At 58.1% G+C, this 20769-nt stretch carries 16 protein-coding genes, 3 tRNA genes and 1 pseudogene; 11 read left to right on the plus strand and 9 right to left on the minus strand.

The window, feature by feature from the left end; translation table 11 throughout:
• Positions 1-5: 5 nt before the first annotated feature.
• From ACIP8I_RS00865 to ACIP8I_RS00900, 8 genes are all read right to left on the minus strand, one after another.
• Positions 6-1397, minus strand: coding sequence for a GntP family permease (locus ACIP8I_RS00865; protein ID WP_007965105.1), 1392 nt, complete (start codon positions 1395-1397; stop codon positions 6-8).
• A gap of 283 nt (positions 1398-1680) precedes the next feature.
• Entirely contained in the window at positions 1681-3096 is a 1416-nt protein-coding gene (locus ACIP8I_RS00870) for a sigma-54 interaction domain-containing protein (RefSeq protein ID WP_400757995.1), read from the minus strand.
• A 169-nt stretch (positions 3097-3265) separates the two neighbouring features.
• Positions 3266-4840, minus strand: a complete 1575-nt coding sequence (locus ACIP8I_RS00875) for an ABC transporter ATP-binding protein (RefSeq protein WP_400757997.1) — start codon at positions 4838-4840, stop codon at positions 3266-3268.
• Positions 4841-4849: 9 nt separating this feature from the next.
• Positions 4850-5872, minus strand: a complete 1023-nt coding sequence (locus ACIP8I_RS00880; RefSeq protein WP_400757999.1) for an ABC transporter permease — start codon at positions 5870-5872, stop codon at positions 4850-4852.
• The gene (locus ACIP8I_RS00885) at positions 5872-6933 is read right to left on the minus strand and encodes a microcin C ABC transporter permease YejB (RefSeq protein WP_007965097.1); all 1062 of its coding nucleotides are present in this window, start codon (positions 6931-6933) and stop codon (positions 5872-5874) included. Before ACIP8I_RS00885 ends, ACIP8I_RS00880 begins: the two co-directional genes overlap by 1 nt.
• Positions 6933-8801, minus strand: a complete 1869-nt coding sequence (locus ACIP8I_RS00890; RefSeq protein WP_400758001.1) for an extracellular solute-binding protein — start codon at positions 8799-8801, stop codon at positions 6933-6935. Before ACIP8I_RS00890 ends, ACIP8I_RS00885 begins: the two co-directional genes overlap by 1 nt.
• A 134-nt stretch (positions 8802-8935) precedes the next feature.
• Positions 8936-9217: a peptidylprolyl isomerase gene (locus tag ACIP8I_RS00895; RefSeq protein ID WP_007912303.1), complete on the minus strand. Its 282-nt coding sequence runs from the start codon at positions 9215-9217 to the stop codon at positions 8936-8938.
• A gap of 96 nt (positions 9218-9313) precedes the next feature.
• Positions 9314-10183, minus strand: a complete 870-nt coding sequence (locus ACIP8I_RS00900) for a triacylglycerol lipase (protein ID WP_007965094.1) — start codon at positions 10181-10183, stop codon at positions 9314-9316.
• Between the two features lie 337 nt (positions 10184-10520).
• Between ACIP8I_RS00900 and ACIP8I_RS00905 the strand changes: the two genes are divergently transcribed.
• On the plus strand, positions 10521-11699 hold the full coding sequence (locus tag ACIP8I_RS00905; RefSeq protein WP_400758003.1) for a hypothetical protein: 1179 nt from the start codon (positions 10521-10523) through the stop codon (positions 11697-11699).
• 67 nt (positions 11700-11766) lie between these two features.
• On the opposite strand, the gene ACIP8I_RS00910 is transcribed toward ACIP8I_RS00905, so the two are convergent.
• Positions 11767-12831 carry a 3-deoxy-7-phosphoheptulonate synthase gene (locus ACIP8I_RS00910; protein WP_400758005.1) on the minus strand — a complete coding sequence of 355 codons (1065 nt, stop codon included), beginning with the start codon at positions 12829-12831 and terminating at the stop codon, positions 11767-11769.
• Between the two features lie 616 nt (positions 12832-13447).
• On the opposite strand from ACIP8I_RS00910, the gene ACIP8I_RS00915 reads away from it, so the two are divergent.
• The 10 genes and pseudogenes from ACIP8I_RS00915 (at position 13448) to ACIP8I_RS00960 (ending at position 20708) form a co-directional block, all read left to right on the plus strand.
• Positions 13448-14209 (plus strand): carbon-nitrogen hydrolase family protein, encoded by a 762-nt coding sequence (locus tag ACIP8I_RS00915; protein WP_400758007.1) that lies wholly within the window; start codon positions 13448-13450, stop codon positions 14207-14209.
• Positions 14206-14649, plus strand: coding sequence for a GNAT family N-acetyltransferase (locus ACIP8I_RS00920; RefSeq protein ID WP_400758008.1), 444 nt, complete (start codon positions 14206-14208; stop codon positions 14647-14649). Before ACIP8I_RS00915 ends, ACIP8I_RS00920 begins: the two co-directional genes overlap by 4 nt.
• Before the next feature lie 127 nt (positions 14650-14776).
• The gene (gene uvrY / locus ACIP8I_RS00925) at positions 14777-15418 is read left to right on the plus strand and encodes a UvrY/SirA/GacA family response regulator transcription factor (protein WP_024012761.1); all 642 of its coding nucleotides are present in this window, start codon (positions 14777-14779) and stop codon (positions 15416-15418) included.
• Between the two features lie 2 nt (positions 15419-15420).
• On the plus strand, positions 15421-17244 hold the full coding sequence (uvrC, locus tag ACIP8I_RS00930; protein ID WP_123586495.1) for an excinuclease ABC subunit UvrC: 1824 nt from the start codon (positions 15421-15423) through the stop codon (positions 17242-17244).
• A 32-nt stretch (positions 17245-17276) separates the two neighbouring features.
• On the plus strand, positions 17277-17837 hold the full coding sequence (pgsA, locus tag ACIP8I_RS00935) for a CDP-diacylglycerol--glycerol-3-phosphate 3-phosphatidyltransferase (RefSeq protein ID WP_007965084.1): 561 nt from the start codon (positions 17277-17279) through the stop codon (positions 17835-17837).
• A 60-nt stretch (positions 17838-17897) separates the two neighbouring features.
• A tRNA-Gly gene (locus tag ACIP8I_RS00940) sits at positions 17898-17973 on the plus strand.
• 45 nt (positions 17974-18018) lie between these two features.
• Positions 18019-18092 (plus strand) — tRNA-Cys (locus tag ACIP8I_RS00945).
• A 367-nt stretch (positions 18093-18459) separates the two neighbouring features.
• Positions 18460-19881: a carbohydrate binding domain-containing protein gene (locus tag ACIP8I_RS00950; RefSeq protein ID WP_400758010.1), complete on the plus strand. Its 1422-nt coding sequence runs from the start codon at positions 18460-18462 to the stop codon at positions 19879-19881.
• A gap of 136 nt (positions 19882-20017) precedes the next feature.
• Positions 20018-20140, plus strand: a pseudogene (locus ACIP8I_RS00955) (transposase); the annotation flags it as partial.
• Positions 20141-20621: 481 nt separating this feature from the next.
• Positions 20622-20708, plus strand: a tRNA-Leu gene (locus tag ACIP8I_RS00960).
• Positions 20709-20769: the final 61 nt, after the last annotated feature.

The raw sequence follows: 20769 nt of genomic DNA on the forward strand, positions 1-20769 counted from the left end.
ATACCTCACACAATGCCAGTGGCGTAGAAAGTGCCAATCACTACGAAGACCGCCAGGGTCTTGATCAGCGTAATACAGAAAATGTCTTTATAGGCTTCGCGGTGGGTCAGGCCAGTGACCGCCAGCAGGGTGATCACCGCGCCGTTGTGCGGCAGGGTGTCCATGCCGCCGCTGGCCATCGCGGCCACGCGGTGCAGCACTTCCAGCGGAATGTTCGCCGCGTGCGCCGCCGCGATGAACTGCTCGGACATCGCTGCCAGCGCGATGCTCATGCCGCCCGATGCCGAACCGGTGATACCCGCCAGCAGGGTCACGGTGATCGCTTCGTTGACCAGCGGATTGGGGATTTGCTTGAGCCAGTCGGCCAGTACCAGAAAACCCGGCAACGAAGCGATTACCGCACCGAAACCGTATTCCGAGGCGGTGTTCATCGCCGCCAGCAGTGCGCCGCTGACCGCGCTTTTGCTGCCTTCGGCGAGTTTGCTGCGAATCGCCTTGAAGCCGAACACCAGCACCATCAGGATGCCGATCAGCAATGCCGCCTGCACCGCCCAGATCGCCGTGAGCTTGGCGATTTCCGTGGTCACCGGCGTGGCCATCCCCGGCAACGCGAGGCTGTGGGTCTTGCCGTACCACTGCGGAATCCACTGGGTGAACAGCAGGTTCATGATGCCCACTGCCAGCAGTGGCGACAGGGCGATCCATGGGTTTGGCAGCTGCAGGTCTTCGGCAGTTTCCGGCTCGTTACGCAGCTCGGTGCCATAACCTTCGCCGGCGCGCTGGGCCTTGTTGCGTTGGCGCTGCAGGAACAGCATGCCGGCGCAGAACACGAAAATCGTGCCGATCACCCCCAGCCACGGCGCGGCCCATGCGGTGGTGTTGAAGAAGGTGCTGGGGATGATGTTCTGAATCTGCGGCGTGCCGGGCAGGGCGTCCATGGTGAACGAGAATGCGCCGAGGGCGATGGTTGCCGGGATCAGGCGCTTGGGGATATTGCTCTGGCGGAACATTTCCGCGGCAAACGGATACACCGCAAACACCACCACGAACAACGATACGCCGCCGTAGGTGAGCAGGGCGCAGACCAGCACGATCACCAGCATCGCCTGGCGAGTGCCGAGCAGGCGAATCGCTGCGGCCACGATCGAACGGGAGAACCCCGACAATTCGATTAACTTGCCGAACACGGCGCCGAGCAGGAATACCGGGAAATACAGTTTGATGAAACCGACCATTTTCTCCATGAACACCCCGGTGAAGGCAGGGGCGACGGCGGAGGGGTCAGTGAGCAGAACGGCGCCGAGGGCGGCAATCGGGGCGAAGAGGATGACGCTGTAGCCACGGTAGGCGGCAAGCATCAGCAGCGCGAGGGCTGCCAAAGCGATGATCACACTCATGGAGTGTCTCCAGGGATTGTTATTTTTGTGGGTGTTGCCAGGTAGGAGGGAGCTATAGCGAGATGTGTGCCAGCTTTGTAACGCGTTGAAATATATAGGTTTTATTTGTTTTTGCGTTGAACTGTTCGAAGATTTGTCTCGATAGTGAGACTGCTTTGAAGCGAAAAGATCGCAGCCTTCGGCAGCTCCTACATGGAATGTCCGTATCTACCCCGTAGGAGCTGCCGAAGGCTGCGATCTTTTGATCTTGAAGTGAATGTCTCACTAGCGAGACTAAATCTCTTTATTGAGACTCGGCGATACCCAAGGCCAACATCTTCTTGTACAACGTCGACCGCCCCAACCCCAACCGAGCCGCCGCCTCCGGCACTTTGCCCGCACATTGCGCGAGAGCAGATTCGATCAACTGCCGGTCAAACCGCTGCCGCGCCTGGGCAAAAGTCTCTTCCGCCAACGGTACCAGCGTGGTTGCAGACGGACGTTCAACCGGTGTGAAGGTGCCGATCGCAGCGTGAATATCCTCTTCGCTGAGGATCAGGTCATCGCTGAGCAGCGCCGCGCGTTCCAGCACGTTGCGCAACTCACGGATGTTGCCCGGCCACGCATGTTGTCCGAGCAATTCCAGCGCTGCGCGACTCAGCTCATGCTGGCTGCGCAGCTCTTCAAGGATCGCCTCGCTGAGCGCTGGCAGATCGTCGAGGCGCTCGCGCAGTGGCGGGACCTGGATCGGCAGCACGTTGAGGCGGTAATACAGATCGGCGCGGAACTCGCCGCGCTTGATCGCGGCTTGCAGATCGGTCGACGTCGCCGCGATCACTCGCACATCGCTCTGGATCACGTCGTTGGAGCCAACCGGCTCGAACTCCTTTTCCTGCAGCACCCGCAGCAGTTTGCTTTGCAGCGGCAACGGCATGTCGCCGATCTCATCGAGAAACAGCGTACCGCCCTGAGCGATCTGCAACTTGCCGGTGCGACCCTTGCGGTCGGCGCCGGTAAACGCACCGGGGGCAGTACCGAAGAATTCGGCTTCCAGCAGCGCTTCGGGAATCGCCGCGCTGTTGATGCTGACGAACGCCTTGTGCGCGCGGGGCGAGGCGCTGTGAATCGCCTGAGCCAGCAACTCCTTGCCGGTGCCGGTTTCGCCGAGCAGCAACACCGGGGATTCGGCGCTGGCGCTGCGGCGGGCGCGGCGCTTGACCTCGAGGCTGGCGCTGCTGGTGCCGATGAAATGGGCGAAGTTGTATTTGGTCTGCCGCGCTCTTAGCAGGGAGCGGGTCGAGGCCAGTTCTTCCTGCATGCTCAGGTAGCGCTTGAGCATCGGCGACAGGCTGCGCAATTCATCGAACAGGGCAAACCCGATGGCGCCAATCACCGCCCCGGCGTCGTCGTGGATTGGCAGGCGCATCACCACCAGCGGCTCTTTCGGTGTGTCCTGCATGTCCAGAAGGATTGGCCGGCCGGTGCGCACCACTTCACGCAGCAGGCTGCCGGGGATCACGCTTTCGCAGGGTTTGCCGATGGCTTTTTTCGCCGACTCCAGCCCAAAACGCCGGGCATAGCGTTCGTTCATCCAGACGATGTTCGCATCACGATCGACAATCACCGTGCCTTCGCTGGACTGCTCGATGATCTCGAACAGCGAGCGGATCGCCAGCGTGCGCACGCGTTGGTAGTCCTTGAGGCTTTCGGAGGTGTTCATGCGTGAGTTGGTCCGGAGTTTGGGTTGTCTGTTCGGGCCTCTTCGCTGGCAAGCCAGCTCCCACAGGTTTCTTTGGTGTACCCCATATTTGGATACAACCCAAATCCCTGTGGGAGCTGGCTTGCCAGCGAAAGTCGCGACTCGGTATCAAGGCTAGCGCCGATTATGCCTACCCCGGATGCGCCGCCGCCAACAGCTCTTTGGTGTAAGGATGCTGCGGCGAGTCGAACACCTCGTGGCTGGCACCGCGCTCGACTACCTTGCCATCCTTGATCACGATCATGTCATGCGCCAGCGCTCGCACCACCGCCAGGTCGTGGCTGATGAACAGGTAGGTCAGGCCATGTTTTTCCTGAAGGTCGCGGAGCAGGGCGACCACTTGTTTCTGCACTGTACGGTCGAGGGCCGAGGTCGGCTCGTCGAGCAGGATCAGCGCCGGTTTCAGCACCAGCGCCCGGGCGATGGCGATGCGCTGGCGCTGGCCGCCGGAAAATTCGTGCGGGTAGCGATGACGGCTTTCCGGATCCAGGCCAACTTCCTTGAGTACACGGATCACCTGAGCATCGCACTCTTCGGCGCTGGACTGACAATGCACCTCCAGTCCTTCGCTGATGATCTGCGCCACGGACATCCGTGGACTGAGGCTGCCGAACGGGTCCTGAAAAACCACCTGCATCTGCCGACGCCACGGTCGCAATTGCTTCTGATCGAGGCCGTCGAGGGCGGTGCCCTGAAAACGGATACTGCCCTCGGAGTCGAGCAACCGCAGAATCGCCTGGCCCAGGGTCGACTTGCCCGAGCCGGATTCACCGACAATGCCCAGCGTCTTACCGCGCTGGATATTCAGGCTGATGCCGTCCACCGCACGCAAGTATTGTTTGCGCTGGAACAGACCGCCGCCGACGATGAACTCGACCCGTAGATCAGCCACCTCCAGCACGTTCTCGCGCTCGTCCCGGGGCAGGGCTTCGCCCTCCGGTTCGGCATTCAGCAGCACGCAGCTGTAAGGGTGCTTCGGTTCGGTAAACAGGGTTTCGCACGGCGCCTGCTCGACGATTTCGCCAGCCTTCATCACGCACACCCGTTGCGCAATGCTGCGCACCAGATTGAGGTCGTGGCTGATCAGCAGCAGCGACATGCCCAAGCGTTGTTGCAAGGATTTGAGCAGCAGCAGGATCTTGCGCTGCACCGTCACATCCAACGCCGTGGTCGGCTCGTCAGCGATCAGCAGTTCCGGCTCGCAAGCCAGGGCCATGGCGATCATCACCCGTTGCCGCTGGCCGCCGGACAGCTGATGCGGATAGGCCTTGAGGCGCTCTTTGGGCTTCTGAATACCCACCAGTTCCAGCAGTTCAAGAATGCGCAGTTGCGCCGCTTTACCGCCCAGGCCGCGATGCACCAACAGCGTTTCGCCGATCTGCTTTTCAATGGTGTGCAGCGGGTTGAGCGAGGTCATCGGCTCCTGGAAGATCATTGCGATCCGATTGCCGCGTAGCTCACGCAAGACCTTTGGATCGGCGCCGAGCAATTCCTGGCCGCGATAGCGAATGCTGCCGCTGGTTTGCGCATCACCTTCGGGGAGCAGTTGCAGGATCGAATGCGCGGTCACCGATTTGCCCGAGCCCGACTCGCCGACCAGCGCCAGGCACTCGCCGGGGCGGATGTCCAGGCACAGGTTGCGCACCGCCGGCTGGCCATGGAAGGCGACGTTCAGGTCACGGATTTCGATCAGGTTATCAGTCATGGTCACACTTCAGGATCGAGGGTCGAACGCGTCACGCAACGCTTCGCCGATGAACACCAGTAAAGAAAGAATCAGCGCCAGGGTGAAAAATGCGGTCAGCCCGAGCCACGGCGCTTGCAGGTTCTGTTTGCCCTGGCCGATCAGCTCGCCCAGCGAGGCACTGCCGGCGGGCATGCCGAAACCGAGGAAGTCGAGAGCGGTGAGGGTGGAAATCGCCCCGGTCAGAATGAACGGCAGGTAACTCAGCGTCGCGTTCATCGCATTCGGCAGGATGTGCCGGACAATCACCTTGCGGTCGCTCAGACCCAACGCGCGCGCCGCTTTGACATATTCCAGATTACGCCCGCGCAGGAATTCGGCGCGCACCACATCGACCAGCGCCAGCCATGAAAACAGCGCCATGATCCCCAGCAGCCACCAGAAATTCGGCTCGACGAAACCGGACAGGATGATCAGCAGGTACAGCACCGGCAATCCGCTCCAGACCTCCAGCAGGCGCTGCCCGAACAGATCGACCCAACCGCCGTAATAGCCTTGCAGGGCGCCGGCAGCAATGCCGATCAGCGCGCTGACGGCGGTCAGCATCAGGGCAAACAAGATCGATACCCGGGCACCGAAAATCACCCGCGCCAACACATCACGCGCCTGATCGTCGGTACCGAGCCAGTTGACCTTTGAGGGCGGGCTCGGCGCAGGTTGGTTGAGGTCGTAATTGGGCGTGTCATCGCTGAACGGGATCGGCGGGAACAGCAGCCAGCCACCGTCCTTGCGGATCAGGTTCTGCACATAGTCACTGCGGTAATCGGCCTGGAACGGCAGTTGCCCGCCAAACTCCTGTTCGGTGTAGCGCTTGAAGACCGGGAAGTAGAGCTGGTTCTGGTAGCTCACCACCAGTGGTTTGTCATTGGCGATCAGTTCACCGCCTAGCGTCACCACAAACAGTCCAATAAACAGCCACAACGACCACCAGCCACGGCGGTTTTTCTTGAATCGGGCAAAACGGCGACGGCCCAGAGGCGAGAGCTTGAACATCAGGCATTCCTCGCGGCGAAGTCGATACGCGGATCGACCAGGGTGTAGCACAGGTCGCCGATCAGTTTTATCAAGAGGCCAAACAGCGTGAAGATGAACAGTGAACCGAACACCACCGGATAGTCTCGGGAAACCGCCGCTTCGTAGCTCATGCGGCCGAGGCCGTCGAGAGAGAAGATCACTTCGATCAACAGCGAACCGGCAAAGAACACACTGATGAACGCCTGCGGAATCCCCGAGACTACCAGCAGCATCGCGTTGCGGAATACGTGGCCGTAAAGCACGCGTCGTTCGCTCAGGCCTTTGGCGCGCGCGGTGACCACATACTGGCGGGTGATTTCATTGAGGAAAGAGTTCTTGGTGAGGATCGTCAGCGTGGCAAAGCCGCCGATCACCAGCGCCGTCACTGGCAGCACCAGATGCCAGAAGTAATCGGCGATCTTGCCCAGGGTCGACAGTGATTCGAAGTTGTCGGATACCAGTCCGCGCACCGGGAACCAGTTCAATGACGTGCCACCGGCAAACACCACGATCAGAAACATCGCGAACAGAAACGCCGGCATCGCGTAGCCGATGATGATCGCGGTGCTGCTCCAGATGTCGAAATGGCTGCCGTGATGCACCGCTTTGCGGATGCCCAGCGGGATCGACACCAGATAGGTGATCAGCGTCGCCCACAAGCCGAGGGAAATGGTCACCGGCATTTTTTCCAGAATCAAATCGGTGACCGTCGCGCCGCGGAAAAAGCTTTTGCCGAAGTCCAGCTGTGCGTAGTTCTTGAGCATCAGCCACAGGCGTTCATGCGCCGGCTTGTCGAAACCGTATTGCTTTTCGATGTCCTTGATCAGTTGCGGATCGAGGCCACGGCTGGCACGCGAAGTGTTGCTCATGGTTTCGCTGGCACTGCCACCGACACTCGCACCGCCGATCCCTTGCAGATGGGCGATGGCCTGTTCGACCGGTCCACCGGGCGCCGCCTGAATGATCACGAAATTGACCAGCAGGATGATCACCAGCGTCGGAATGATCAGCAGCAGGCGCCGCAGAATGTATGCCCACATCAGTGCGGTCCTCCGGGTCTGCCACGGCCGATTTTCTCGGCGGTCATCTGCTGGTTGGTCAATGGCGTGCTGCTGATTTCCCACCAGCTCTCGATGGCTTCGTCATTGCTGGCCTGGATCGCCGGCATGCCGAAACGGTTCCACCAGACGGTCGAGGTGCCTGGCGGGTAATAGTTGGGAATCCAGTAGTAGTTCCATTGCAGCACCCGGTCCAGGGCGTGGGCGTAGTGCAACATGTCGCTCTGGGTCGAGGCGCGGATCAGGCCGTTGATCAATGTGTCGACCGCCGGATTTTTCAGCACCATGTAGTTATTGGCGCCGGGATCGTTAGCCGATATCGAACCGAAGTAGTTGAGCAACTCGCCACCCGGAGACGTGCTGACCGGGTAGCCGGTGACAATCATGTCGTAGTCACGGCTCATCAGGCGATTGACGTATTGCGAGGAGTCGATGCGACGGATATTCAGGTCGATACCGATCTGTTTCAGCGTGCGTTTGTAAGGCAGCAGCAGGCGATCCATGCCGTTCTGGCTGACCAGAAAGGTAAAGCTCAGCGGCTCGCCCTCGGCGTTGACCAGTTGATCGCCATCAGGTTTCCAGCCGGCCTGTTCGAGCAACTGCAGCGCTTGCAGCTGTTTGTCGCGGATCAGGCCGCTGCCATCGGTTTTCGGCGCCTCGAAGACCTGAGTGAAGACCTCGTCGGGAACCTGCCCGCGCAACGGCTCGAGGATTTTCAGTTCGGCGGCATCTGGCAGCTCGCGGGCGGCCAGTGCGGTGTTGGAGAAATAGCTTTGCTGGCGGATGTACATGTTGCGCATCATCTGCCGGTTGCTCCACTCGAAATCCCAGAGCATCGCCAGCGCCTGGCGTACCCGACGGTCCTGAAACATCGGTTTCTGCAGATTGAACACGAAACCCTGAGCCGATTGCGGAGCCTCGGTGGCCAGATGGGCCTTCTGCAAACGACCGTCACTCAGCGCAGGGCTGTCGTAACCGATCGAATAGCCGGTGGCGGAAAACTCGCGGTTGTAGTCATAGGCACCGCCGCGCAACACCTGGCGTGCGACATCGGTGTCGCCGAAATACTCGATGCTGAAGTGATCGAAGTTGTACAGGCCACGACTGACCGGCAGATCCTTGCCCCACCAGTCCGGGTTGCGCTCAAAGGTGATGCTGCGCCCGGAGTCAACCTTGCCAACCCGATACGGGCCGCTGCCCAGTGGAGGTTCATAGCCACCGCCGCCAGCGAAGTCACGGGTTTTCCACCAGTGCTCGGGAAATACCGGCAGGGTGGCGATGTCCAGCGGCAAGGTGCGGTTCTCGTTGCTTTTGAAGTCGAAGCGCACGGTCAGCGGCGCTTCCACTTCCACGCCTTTGACGTCGGCGAACTGCGTGCGATAGCGCAGGCTGCCCTGGGTCATCAGCAGGTCATAGGTGTAGCGCACGTCTTCGGCAGTGATCGACTTGCCGTCAGCGAAGCGTGCCTTGGGATCGATGAAAAAGCGCAGCGACAGGCCATCTTCCGAGCGCTCCATCTTTTGTGCCACCAGGCCGTAGACGGTGTAAGGCTCATCCATCGAACGCTGGGCCAGCGGCGAATAGAGCATGCCGTCGATCTGGGTGACGCCGATGCCTTTGTCTATATAAGGCAGGATGTGATCGAAATGCCCGATCTCTATCGCCGAACGGCGCAGGGTGCCACCCTTGGGCGCCTGCGGATTGGTGTAGTCGAAGTGGCTGAAACCGGCCGGGTATTTGGCAGGTTCGCCATAGACGGTCAACGCGTGTTGCGGGGTAGCGTCCACACCAGCGGCGCCCAACAGCAGGGCCACGGCAGTGAACAGCAAGGTCGGGAAAGCCAGTCGCATTGTCAGCCTTAAGCCGGGTGATCGATAAGCGCAATTTGTACGCGAGCGGCGCGTCAGTCGCCAGCCGTATCCTGTAACCAAAACACAACGGCCCACCAAAAGGCGGGCCGTTGCACAGCAGACCGGACGCGGGATCAGTCCTGGCGGCTGGTGACTTCGAGCAGGTGATAACCGAACTGGGTCTTCACCGGGCCTTGCACGACGTTGATCGGCGCGCTGAAGACCACGGTGTCGAATTCCTTGACCATCTGGCCAGGACCGAACGAACCCAGGTCGCCGCCCTGACGGCTGGACGGGCAGGTGGAGTTGGCCTTGGCGACTTCGGCGAAATCAGCACCGCCTTCGATCTGGGCCTTGAGTTCGTTGCACTTGTCTTCGCTGGAAACCAGGATGTGGCGGGCAGTGGCTTTAGCCATGGGGAAAATCTCCAATCTATTTCAGTAAAGTGTGGAGCCTACCGGATTCAGTAAGCGATTTCTCGGCAAAGTTCCACTCGGTACATTGACGTACATCTACAGTTGCGCTGCCTTCAGGCGCATCGCGTGCTCGACATAGAGTCCGATGGAATCAAGACCGGGTTTGCGCAAACCGTCTGGACGACGCAGGCTGGCGAGATGATTGAGGGGGTAGTCGGAGCGGATGACCCGGCCCAGATGCGAGCTGTAGCGGCCGACGAAACCATCGTTCTGTCCGGCCTCGATGACAAAATGGCCCGCCAGTGCCCGGCAGACGGCATGTACCGGATCCATTGTCTGTAACAAATCGTCTTGCAGCGTACCGCTCCAGGAATAGTAGTGAACGCCGTTGACCTGCTCCGCACCTTGACCGCCCCAGGTCGCGGGCAGGCCTTGCGGGTACTTTCTGTTGAATTGGCCGACACCTGTGGTCGTCAGAGCGTTGAGTGCCGCCACGGCTTGCTGTGGCAGGGCTTGTTGACCGCTGAGCAGCGACAGGAGGTCCGCGAATCGGCTTGCCAGTTGTTCCGCCACCTGCTCCGGCAGGCTCCCCGGAATCAATGCGCGGCGCAATGCATCAGCGAGTTCCGAGCCGTGGTTGGGGCCGCTGACCGAGGTGACCGAAGCGATTTTTTCCGGCGCCAGCGCAGCGGCGTAACGACAGGCCAACGCGCCCTGGCTATGTCCGATCAGGTTGACCTTGCCGGCGCCTGTTCCTTGCAGAACACGTTCGATCTGCGACATCAATTGCTGGCCGCGTACTTCGTTGTCATGGGTCGCAGACAGCTGCGGCACAAACACTTGTCCGCCAGCCTCTCTCAGCGCTTGCTTGACATCATGAAAAAGCTCGAAACGGCCGATACGGTCAAACCCGAACAGGCCATGGACCAAAAGGATGGGGTAGCGAGTTGTCGCATTCCGTTGCATGTTCCTGCCTCTTTTGCTGATGCTGGTCAGTGGTTGGTGCGTGCCACTGTAAAACAGGCCTGCGGGTTGGCGATGTCTGAAAAATCCTCGGAGTGGAGGGGAATCTGGACTAAAAATGGTGCGAATTTTCGTTTCTGCTTGAGGGGCTAGTCGGAACATTTGGCAATCTTTTGCCGCGTATGGACCGATTCGCTGCCGTCTGCCTACGTCGTGCGGCGTGTTTACCTCGGGGGTGCGGGGCTTCGGGCTGACTTCGCCCATTCGCTGGATGATGTTCAATGGAATTCGTTCGACGCTGCCTTGATGGTGGCGTTCTATCCAAGGAATGGAGCTGCGAATGTCTATCTACGAAGTCACTAGCGAGTCTTGTGCAATGCCGGCAGAAAATGCCTTCCCCTTGTCGGTTGCCACCGAGGGGGCTGGTCATCTGAGCCTGAAGGTGGACGGTGAAAATCTCGAATTCAGCTATCGGCCGATACCTGCACCGGCGTCATCGCCAGCCTTGTACCTGTCTGCCCCGGTGATCGAAGTGTTGGAGGGCGGGATGCTTGATCCTTCTCTGAGCAACGCCTTCGTCAGGATTGCGCCATATCCGAACATGCTCTGCGGCGACAAACTGGTGCTGAGCTGGCAAGGGCTCGACGATGAAGGACTGGCTTATAGTCATGAAGCCACTCGCTCGGTAAGCGAAGGTCAGGTGGGCGCGGAAATCGTCTTTGTCATAAAAGGTCAGCACGTTGCGGCGCTGGAGCGTGGCTCACTGGAGGTTTACTGGACGCTGCACAGCGTTGCACTGTCCCATCCGGTGTCATCCCGTCGCCTGCAACTGGATGTGGGCGATCCCGAGCCTGGGCTGCTTGCACCAATCATTGAAGAAACAGTCGGTGGAACGCTCGACCCATCCCGTGTTCCGCAGGGGACAAATGTCATCGTCCGGCCCTATGCCCGGATGGCTGCCGGTGACCGCATCAGCCTGTCCTGGCAGGGCGCCGAGGGGATGCCGGTGTTCAATGATGTGCTGATCGTAGAACCGTTTGCCGTTGGTCAGGCGCTGTCTTTCTGGATAACCGCCGATCGCATCTCGGCTCATTCCACACAAGAGGTGAGCGTCAGTTACCGGGTTGAATCAGCAGCGGCGCAGGTGAGGAACTCCGTGAACTCGCGAGTTCTGATCGCACCGTTGATTCGAGGAGATCTTGCGGCACCCCAGGTGCTGGAAGCACAAGACGGTGAGCTGGAGGCTGCAGACACCGTGGACGGGGTTACCGTGGTGATTGGCGATGCCCAGGCCGAGGAAGGAGAGTTGGTGTACCTGAAATGCGATGGCGAGTACTTCAGTCATCGCGATGACCGGGACATCACTCGGGAAAACGCCGGGCAGCCTCTGGTATTCATCGTGCCGTACCGCTTCTGGCGCGAGCATCGGGAAACCGTAGTGCAGGTATCGTATTTGGTGGAGCGACTGGATGATGCCAGTCAGGCTTCCGGTATTACCCGCATTCGGGTGCGGGCGTAACCCTGGATTGAGCGATGGTTCGACCTTTGCGGGTTTTTGATTCGACCCGCAAAGGCGGTTCTGACCGTCAGGTTTTAAGCCGTTTGGCCGCGTTCGACAACAACTGCTCCGTTGCACTGAACCCCAGGCAACCATCGGTGACCGATACGCCATAGCGCAGGGCAGGGCTCAAAGGCTGACAGCCCTCGAACAGATGGGATTCGATCATCATGCCGATCAAGGTGCGATCACCTTGCAGGCGTTGTTCGAGCACCTCGTTGAACACGTCAGGCTGGCGCAGTGGATCCTTGCCGCTGTTCGCGTGGCTGCAGTCGACCATGATACGGCTCGGTATCTTCAGGCGGTTCAGGTCGGCATGTACCCGGGCGACGCTTTCGCGATCGTAGTTCGGGCCTTGATGACCACCGCGCAGTACCAGGTGCGTATCGGGGTTGCCGGGTGTCTGAATGATTGCCGGGTGCCCTTGGCTGTCGACGCCGAAGTGTCGATGCGGGTGGGCTGCCGAACGCATGGCATCGACAGCCACGGTTACGCCACCGTCGGTGCCGTTCTTGAAGCCAACGGGCATGCTCAGGCCGCTGGCCATTTCCCGATGGATCTGCGACTCGGTGGTGCGTGCACCGATGGCAACCCAACTGAGCAGGTCGTCGAAGTAGCCGGCGGCCATTGGTTGCAGCAGCTCGGTCGCGATGGGCAGTCCCAGGCGGATCATCTCAAGCATCAATTCACGCGACAGGGTCAGGCCGGCGGCCATGTCATCGCTGCCATCGAGTTGCGGATCGTACGCCAGGCCTTTCCAGCCGACGGTGGTGCGTGGTTTTTCGATGTAGGCGCGCATCACCAGCAACATCTCGTCGCTGACTTCATGGGCCAGGCGGGAAAGTTTTTCGGCGTATTCGAGTGCGGAGCGCGGGTCATGAATCGAGCAAGGGCCGACGACGACCAGCAGACGATGGTCTTCGCCATTGAGAATCGCGCGGACCGCCTGGCGGTGGGCTGCGACTTGCTGGGCGAGGGCATTGCTCAGGGGCAATTGCTGTTTGAGCTGTAACGAGCTGGGCAGACGCAGGGTCAGTGCTTCGTTGGCAGAGTTCAGGGTGGTCAGTGGCAGAGCAGAAACAGACGAGTTCATATTCGGGATTCCTGGGCTGGCGGCGGGTGCTTCCCGCTCACTCGGCCCTACTGGGGTGTTCGACAATTGGCCGTATTGGCTGCGTGTGAGTGCTTGCCACCTGTGGGTGACCGATCGGAGGCGGCAGGCTGTCCCGAGCGGAGGCTGCTAAATCGCCAGGCGGTAAAAGTGTCGTAACGGTAATAAGTGGCGTAGTTCATGTGGTGATTCCTCAAAGTGTCTGGTGTGTTGCTGAAAAAATTCGGGCCTGAAAAAACAAAACCCCCGGTCGGGAGGCCGACCGGGGGTTGAGAATTCTCTGGTAGGCGACCCGTTTTCATGGGCGCCGTGTGGGTATCAGGCGCGCCAGTGGCTAAACCAATACCCAAAATAAAAGCTTGCTGGAGCGCAAACGTCATTCGCCCGGGCAGCCGCAACCGAGCGCAGGGCGCTGGCGGAACGAAGCTGTGAGAGGGCGTTGAACATGGTTTGTCTCCGATGAATGCGCCGAGCTTACTAGAGGCCTGTACGCCTGAGCAATCAGAAATTGCTATCGCTCATTCAAGGCGTTACCTATCGTTCTGGTGCCTCGGACGTTGTGACACACTGAGATTTTGCGCAAGCCCAAGGATGAATAATGTCGACGTTCACCATTGCTGCAGCCCAATCGTTTTCCGTTGCCGGTGATCTGGCGGCGAACATCGCCTGTCATTTGCGCTTCATGGCCGTGGCGGCTGAGCAGGGCGTCGAGCTGCTGGTGTTCCCGGAGCTGTCGCTGACAGGCTACGAAGGCCAGATGGCCGCCGACCTGGCAATCGATCCGCAGGACACGATGCTGCAACCCTTGCGCGATTGCGCTCGCGAGCTGGGCCTCACCGCTGTCGTCGGCATGCCGATTCGACACGAGGACAGTGCGCAGGTATTGATCGGCGCGCTGACGTTAGCCGGGGACGGTTCTCTCAAGGTTTACAGCAAACAACATTTGCACAGTGGCGAAGAACTCTTTTATGCCTCTGGGGCTGGTGGTTCTGCCTTGCGAATAGGCAGCGATACCGTCGCGCTGGCGGTCTGTGCTGATTTTTCCCACGCCAGTCACGCGGCAGCGGCCGCCGAGGTTGGCGCCGACCTGTACGCAGCAGGCGTGCTGATTGGCGAGAAAGGTTATGGCGTAGATAGCGCAATACTGCAGGGCTATGCCCAAAACCACTCAATGGCGGTGCTGATGGCCAATCACGCCGGGCTCACGGGTGGATGGCAATCGGCGGGTCGCAGTGCAGTCTGGTCTGAAAATGGCACGCTGGTCGCCGCCGCGCCAGGCCCTGGTGAACTGTTGGTCGTCGCGCGACGTGATGCCGGCGAATGGCAGGGACGGGTAGTACCCGTGGTGGTGGGGCAATGACTTACCGTTTGCGTCGCGCCGAACCGTCTGATCGGGTATTTGCCCGAGAGCTGACGTGTCAGAACATGCTGCGCTATTACATTGCCCATGATCTGCTGTGGCAGGACGAAGCATTCGACGTTGCCTGGGATGGCCGGGACAACTGGCTGATCCTTCTTGGTGAAATTCCTGTGGGATTTTTCAGTCTCAGTCGCGATCGGCGAGCCTTGTACATACGCGAGCTGCAGATAGCCGAGACCTCTCGCAGGCAGGGTGCAGGATCCTGGGCGATTGATCAGGTTGTCGCCCTGGCTTGTGGCGAAAAACTCCAGGCACTGCGTTTGACAGTATTCAAAAATAATCCGGCGCAAAGTCTGTATAAGAGAAAAGGCTTCAAGGTGTGTGGCGAGGACGAGTGTTTCCTGAGGATGCAGCTCGATTTCGGTACACCTGTGCTCTGAAACCCACGGCCGGCAAGCCCTCGATGATGAATTGAAACTTTTTAAATGACGCTTGCCGCTAGGTCTGTCCGGCACTTTTTGCTAAGGTGTCCGGCATCCCAATAAGACCATATCGCGAGGTGTCTGCTTGATTAGGGTGCTAGTGGTCGATGACCATGATCTCGTTCGTACAGGCATTACACGTATGCTGGCCGATATCGATGGCTTGCAGGTGGTTGGACAGGCCGAGTCCGGGGAAGAATCCCTGATCAAGGCTCGTGAGTTGAAACCCGATGTGGTCCTGATGGACGTCAAGATGCCCGGTATCGGGGGTCTCGAGGCCACGCGCAAACTGTTGCGCAGTCATCCGGACATCAAGGTTGTCGCTGTCACGGTGTGTGAGGAAGATCCGTTTCCTACACGTCTGTTGCAGGCAGGAGCCGCCGGCTACCTGACCAAGGGCGCTGGATTGCCGGAAATGGTTCAGGCGATCCGCCTGGTATTTGCCGGGCAGCGTTACATCAGCCCGCAGATTGCCCAGCAACTGGCGATCAAATCGTTCCAGCCAACCAACGATTCACCTTTCGATGCCTTATCCGAACGGGAAATCCAGATAGCCTTGATGATTGTCGGCTGCCAGAAAGTGCAGATCATCTCCGACAAACTTTGTCTGTCGCCGAAAACGGTGAACACTTACCGCTACCGAATCTTCGAAAAACTGTCGATCAGCAGCGACGTAGAGCTGACGCTGTTGGCAGTACGCCACGGCATGGTTGATGCCAGCGCCTGATCATGACTGAAGCATTCGATTCCGGCGCCTTTCTGGCGACAGTCAGTGGGCGTCCAGGCGTCTATCGCATGTTCGACAGCGAGGCGCGCCTGCTGTATGTCGGCAAGGCCAAGAACCTCAAGAAACGCCTTGCCAGCTATTTTCGCAAGACCGGGCTGGCGCCGAAAACCGCTGCGCTGGTCGGGCGTATCGCGCAGGTCGAAACCACCATCACCGCCAACGAAACCGAGGCGTTGCTGCTTGAACAGACGCTGATCAAGGAGTGGCGGCCGCCGTACAACATTCTGTTGCGCGACGATAAGTCCTATCCCTATGTCTTTCTGTCTGACGGCCAATTCCCTCGTCTGAGCATCCACCGTGGCGCGAAGAAGGCCAAGGGCAAGTATTTCGGCCCGTACCCGAGCGCCGGGGCGATTCGCGAAAGTCTCAGCCTCTTGCAAAAGACCTTTTTCGTCCGTCAGTGCGAAGACAGCTATTACAAAAATCGCACGCGCCCGTGTCTTCAATATCAGATCAAGCGTTGCAAGGCGCCTTGTGTCGGCCTGGTTGAACCTGAGGTCTACGCCGAGGATGTACGCCATTCGGTGATGTTTCTCGAGGGGCGCAGTCACGCCCTGACCAATGAGCTGTCAACCGCTATGGAAGAGGCGGCGATCAATCTGGAATTCGAGCGTGCTGCCGAGTTGCGTGACCAGATTGCCTTGCTGCGCCGGGTCCAGGACCAGCAAAGCATGGAAGGTGGCACGGGCGACATCGATGTTATTGCAGCCTTCGTCAACCCGGGCGGCGCTTGCGTTCATTTGATCAGCGTGCGTGGCGGTCGTGTATTGGGCAGCAAGAACTTCTTTCCGCAGGTTGGTATCGAGGAGGAAGTTGCCGAAGTCATGGCGGCGTTTCTCGGTCAGTACTACATCAGCAGTCCGGAGCGCGACCTGCCCAGCGAGTTGATCGTCAATGTGGTACCGGAAGACGCTACAGCCCTGATCGAAGCCATCCACGAGTTGCGCGGTCGTGAACTGACCATCAGCCTTCGGGTGCGAGGCACACGGGCGCGCTGGCAGCAGTTGGCGGTCACCAATGCCGAGCAAGCGCTGGGCGCACGCCTGGCCAACCGTCAACACACGGCAGCGCGCTTCGATGCGCTGGCTGAAGTGCTGAATCTGGATGAGCCGCCACAGCGTCTTGAGTGCTATGACATCAGTCATTCCAGTGGTGAGGCCACCGTCGCTTCCTGTGTCGTGTTCGGCCCGGAAGGCGCAATCAAGTCCGACTATCGTCGCTACAACATTGAAGGCGTCACGGCGGGCGATGACTATGCGGCCATGCACCAGGCGTTGACTCGGCGCTTCAGTAAACTGAAGGACGGGGAGGGCAAGCTGCCGGACATTCTGCTGGTCGACGGCGGCAAAGGTCAGTTGTCGATGGCCCGTGACGTGCTCAATGAATTGGCGGTGCCGGATCTGATCCTGCTGGGTGTGGCCAAGGGCGCAACACGCAAGGCCGGCTTCGAAACTTTGTATCTTAATGATGCCGCCCATGAGTTCACCCTGCGCGGTGACTCACCGGCACTGCACCTGATTCAGCAGATACGTGACGAAGCTCACCGCTTCGCAATTACCGGCCACCGTGCGCGGCGCGGCAAGACCCGCCGCACCTCGACGCTGGAAGGCGTTGCGGGTGTCGGGCCGACCCGGCGTCGGGACTTGTTGAAACATTTTGGTGGATTGCAGGAGCTGTCTCGTGCAAGCATCGAAGAGATCGCCAAAGCACCGGGGATCAGTAAAAAGCTCGCAGAGTCGATTTATGCAAACCTGCATAGCGAGTAGAATGCCAACTCACCTCGTAGCCAGTTGTGCCGATGAATATCCCTAATCTGATTACCGTTCTCCGCGTCCTGCTCATCCCGATCTTCATTTTGTTGTTTTACCTGCCTTACCAGTGGAGCTACATGGCCTCCGCCTCGGTATTCGCCTTTGCGGCGGCAACTGACTGGCTGGATGGCTATCTGGCCCGCCGCCTGGAACAAAGTACGCCGTTTGGCGCATTCCTCGATCCGGTTGCCGACAAGCTGATGGTGGCGGTCGCCCTGGTATTGCTGGTGCAGGAACACGGCAACTTGTGGCTGACACTTCCCGCAGCCGTCATCATCGGCCGCGAGATTGTCGTGTCGGCCTTGCGTGAATGGATGGCCGAACTGGGTGCCCGCGCTCATGTAGCAGTGTCCAATCTCGGCAAGTGGAAAACCGCAGCGCAGATGCTGGCGCTGGTGATCCTGCTGGCCAATCCCCGCGACTTCAGCTTCTGGGTCTTGCTGGGTTACTCCTTGCTGATGATCTCGGCAGGCCTGACATTGTGGTCGATGGTTCAATACCTGCGGGCCGCCTGGCCGCATCTGAAAACCGACGTTGAAAAGAAATAAAACTTTTTTGAATCAAAGGGTTGACGGGGCATCTGAAATCTATAGAATGCGCCACACCAAGCGGGAATAGCTCAGTTGGTAGAGCACGACCTTGCCAAGGTCGGGGTCGCGAGTTCGAGTCTCGTTTCCCGCTCCAGTTTGTACGCGGTTGTTGTTGTGCTACTAAACAGCGATCGTTTGAGGCCGAGTAGCAAAATGGTTATGCAGTGGATTGCAAATCCACCTACGCCGGTTCGATTCCGACCTCGGCCTCCACTATTAAAAACCCCGTAGATCAATGATCTACGGGGTTTTTTATTGCCTGCGAAAAAGTGGGGTGTTCCGCAATTCTTGAGGGGGTTCCGCAACCTATCGTGCTGGCTACGTGGTTTTATTGGGGCTTTAGTTTTTTTCGTGGTGCTGCTGAGTTGCCGTCAGGTGGCTGTCAAGAAACGATTTCAGAATGAAATACGTTGCTGCTACAAGTGAGCCCTTGAACCTGACGTTATCTAACAATTTCAATTAAAGGGTTGTGCAACTACGTCGCTGGCCTAATCTAATTTGCGCGTTCGGGTTCATAGTGATGCAGCTGAGCGATAGCCCGGAAGAGGAAGGAAATTTTAATTTTTCAAGGAGCGTGCAAGTGACCGCCACTGATAATACGAAAAAGGTCGACCTAGTCTTTTTAATTGACTCTAGTAACTCAATGAAGGATGAAGCATCCGCGCTCAGTGCAAGGCTCAATGCGGCAATCGAGGAGGCAAGTAAAGCTTGTCCTTCGGATTTACGTGTTGAGTTTCTTGGAATTGAGGGTACTTTTGGCAATTCAAAATTTGATAAGAGCGCACGTAGCTATCTTACCGGGACGCTTGGGGTCGACGACGGTAAGATCAAAGGCCGAAAAGCCAGTGCCGTCGGTAATCCAACACAGGAGGATGTAGCGCCGGCTGCCGAAGACATCATCAAATATTTTGACTGGCGCAAAGGAGCGGAAAGAAATCTCTTCGTATTGGGAGATGAAAGCCTGTACGGCGGAGAGATGGTACTGAATGCAGAGCGCATTAAAGCCTGTGATGATGCCATCGACACCGCACTGGCCCATACTGTTAAGGTTCACTCCTATCTGGGAACTCCGCACCATACTCTGCCTTACCCTACACCTGCTGATGAAGAGGCCATGGTTAAGGAGTACAAGCGTCTTGCATTACGCACCGGCGGTGAACATTATATTTACACCAAAGGCATTGCTGATTTCTCCCAAGTACTGAAAAACGCTATCTGCGCCAGCAAGGTACCCCATCAGGAAAGTGTCGAAGAGAAGAAAGAAGAGGCCGATAAGTTGGAGGGTAAAGATCCTGTCGATAAGCCAGATAATACCGCTTCAGGAAATAGTAATCTCTGCGAGCAACTCCCCGAGATTGTCAAAGCGGTTAATACGTTGGCCGACGTACTGAAAGGTCTGGTTGAGTCCTGCGCCCCGAGCAGCAAAGGAGAAAAACACGCTTGTCGTTGTCATGAGCATGATGCGAAAAAAGACACTGGGAATAACAGTGCTGAGCAACCTGGGAATAGTAACTCCGGGGTGGAAGAGCAGCCCCAGGTATCCGAATTCGTCGATAAAACGATGTTTACTGATGGCGACTGGAACCACTGGGAAGCCGGGCCCGTCGGACATGACTGTCAACTTGTCGATTACGCGAAGCAAAAAACTAAAGGTCTTTATTTTAAAACAGCTGCGAACAAAGCGCATGCCGGCACTATCCTGAAGAAAACTCTGGTTGGATTGGAACCAGGGCAAGAGTATTCGTTTCTGATCCGCGCCAAGCGGGTGATCGGGAAGTTTAGTACACCAAAGCTCTCATTGAGCGTTGACGGTAAAGACATCAGTGGCGTGGTAGAGCTGACAACTACAGATGAGTGGGTGACAATAACAGGGAACTTCACCGCGGGAGCGGGGCCGACAAATCTGGAGGTGATCAGTCATGAAAATGACAGCAATGGCAATGATTACCATGTGGGACGCCTGGTGATTGCCAATCCTGGAAACCCGGCTTTAGACATTTGAATATGGGGCCACAGATCTGTGGCCTCTTCTGTCTTGCCTCCCACCCTGATCGCCAGTAAATCGCACGTACTGTGTAGTGCTCTAATGAAACCGGACACCCATTCAGGCGAGAATGCTCGCCAGATAGAGGTGTCTGATGACCAAGCAACGTCGTTCCTTTTCCGCTGAATTCAACGCGAGGCCGCAGGCCTCGTGCTTGATCAGGGCTATAGCCACGTCGAAGCCTGCCGTTCGCTCGGAGTTGTCGAGTCGTCCAGTTGTCGAGTCCGCATTGCGCCGCTGGGTCATCAGGAAACAGGGTTGAAAATGGGTTCAAGCTACCAGGTAGATAGCTATCAACCGAGACAGGAGTTTACCTGTCTCGCGATTGGTGGGGCGTGAACAGATTTCCGCAACGATATTTCCCTTTGGATGGGACGTACCCTAGAGGGCTTCAGAAATCAGTAGCTTGCGGAACAAAATGCGTGCTAACCTATTGATCTACTTAGCTTTGTAGCGTGGATTGCAAATCCGCCTACGCCGGTTCGATTCCGATCTCGGCCTCCACTATAAACAAGCTCCGTAGATCCATGATTTACGGAGCTTTTTTATTTTCAGTGCGCTGCAAGATTTAGTCTTGAAATCAGCCACTGTGAACTTGCTTCACCGGGATGTGATGTATATATTTCCCGCTCTGCTTCAAAGGCTCAACACAGACAGATTCTCTGGTCGACTGATTTGAGCACTACAACAGCGCTACCGCCCGAATGGCGAAACTGGTAGACGCATGGGACTTAAAATCCCCCGCTCGTAAGGGCGTGCCGGTTCGATTCCGGCTTCGGGCACCATGAATATCAAGGGCTTGCATGAGAAACCTCATGCAAGCCCTTTTGTTTTTTTTCCGCAATA

It is taken from the genome of Pseudomonas sp. NPDC088414 (assembly GCF_044753325.1).
In the GTDB taxonomy this organism is placed as follows: Bacteria; Pseudomonadota; Gammaproteobacteria; order Pseudomonadales; family Pseudomonadaceae; genus Aquipseudomonas.

Bases quoted from the DNA above. Each gene is read 5' to 3' on its own strand.
- pgsA (WP_007965084.1), top strand. From the start codon at position 17,277: ATGAATATCCCTAATCTGATTACCGTTCTCCGCGTCCTGCTCATCCCG.
- ACIP8I_RS00870 (WP_400757995.1), bottom strand. From the start codon at position 3,096: ATGAACACCTCCGAAAGCCTCAAGGACTACCAACGCGTGCGCACGCTG.
- ACIP8I_RS00900 (WP_007965094.1), bottom strand. From the start codon at position 10,183: ATGCAACGGAATGCGACAACTCGCTACCCCATCCTTTTGGTCCATGGC.
- ACIP8I_RS00910 (WP_400758005.1), bottom strand. From the start codon at position 12,831: ATGAACTCGTCTGTTTCTGCTCTGCCACTGACCACCCTGAACTCTGCC.
- ACIP8I_RS00890 (WP_400758001.1), bottom strand. From the start codon at position 8,801: ATGCGACTGGCTTTCCCGACCTTGCTGTTCACTGCCGTGGCCCTGCTG.
- ACIP8I_RS00875 (WP_400757997.1), bottom strand. From the start codon at position 4,840: ATGACTGATAACCTGATCGAAATCCGTGACCTGAACGTCGCCTTCCAT.
- ACIP8I_RS00885 (WP_007965097.1), bottom strand. From the start codon at position 6,933: ATGTGGGCATACATTCTGCGGCGCCTGCTGCTGATCATTCCGACGCTG.
- uvrC (WP_123586495.1), top strand. From the start codon at position 15,421: ATGACTGAAGCATTCGATTCCGGCGCCTTTCTGGCGACAGTCAGTGGG.
- ACIP8I_RS00920 (WP_400758008.1), top strand. From the start codon at position 14,206: ATGACTTACCGTTTGCGTCGCGCCGAACCGTCTGATCGGGTATTTGCC.
- ACIP8I_RS00905 (WP_400758003.1), top strand. From the start codon at position 10,521: ATGTCTATCTACGAAGTCACTAGCGAGTCTTGTGCAATGCCGGCAGAA.
- ACIP8I_RS00915 (WP_400758007.1), top strand. From the start codon at position 13,448: ATGTCGACGTTCACCATTGCTGCAGCCCAATCGTTTTCCGTTGCCGGT.
- ACIP8I_RS00895 (WP_007912303.1), bottom strand. From the start codon at position 9,217: ATGGCTAAAGCCACTGCCCGCCACATCCTGGTTTCCAGCGAAGACAAG.
- ACIP8I_RS00865 (WP_007965105.1), bottom strand. From the start codon at position 1,397: ATGAGTGTGATCATCGCTTTGGCAGCCCTCGCGCTGCTGATGCTTGCC.
- ACIP8I_RS00880 (WP_400757999.1), bottom strand. From the start codon at position 5,872: ATGTTCAAGCTCTCGCCTCTGGGCCGTCGCCGTTTTGCCCGATTCAAG.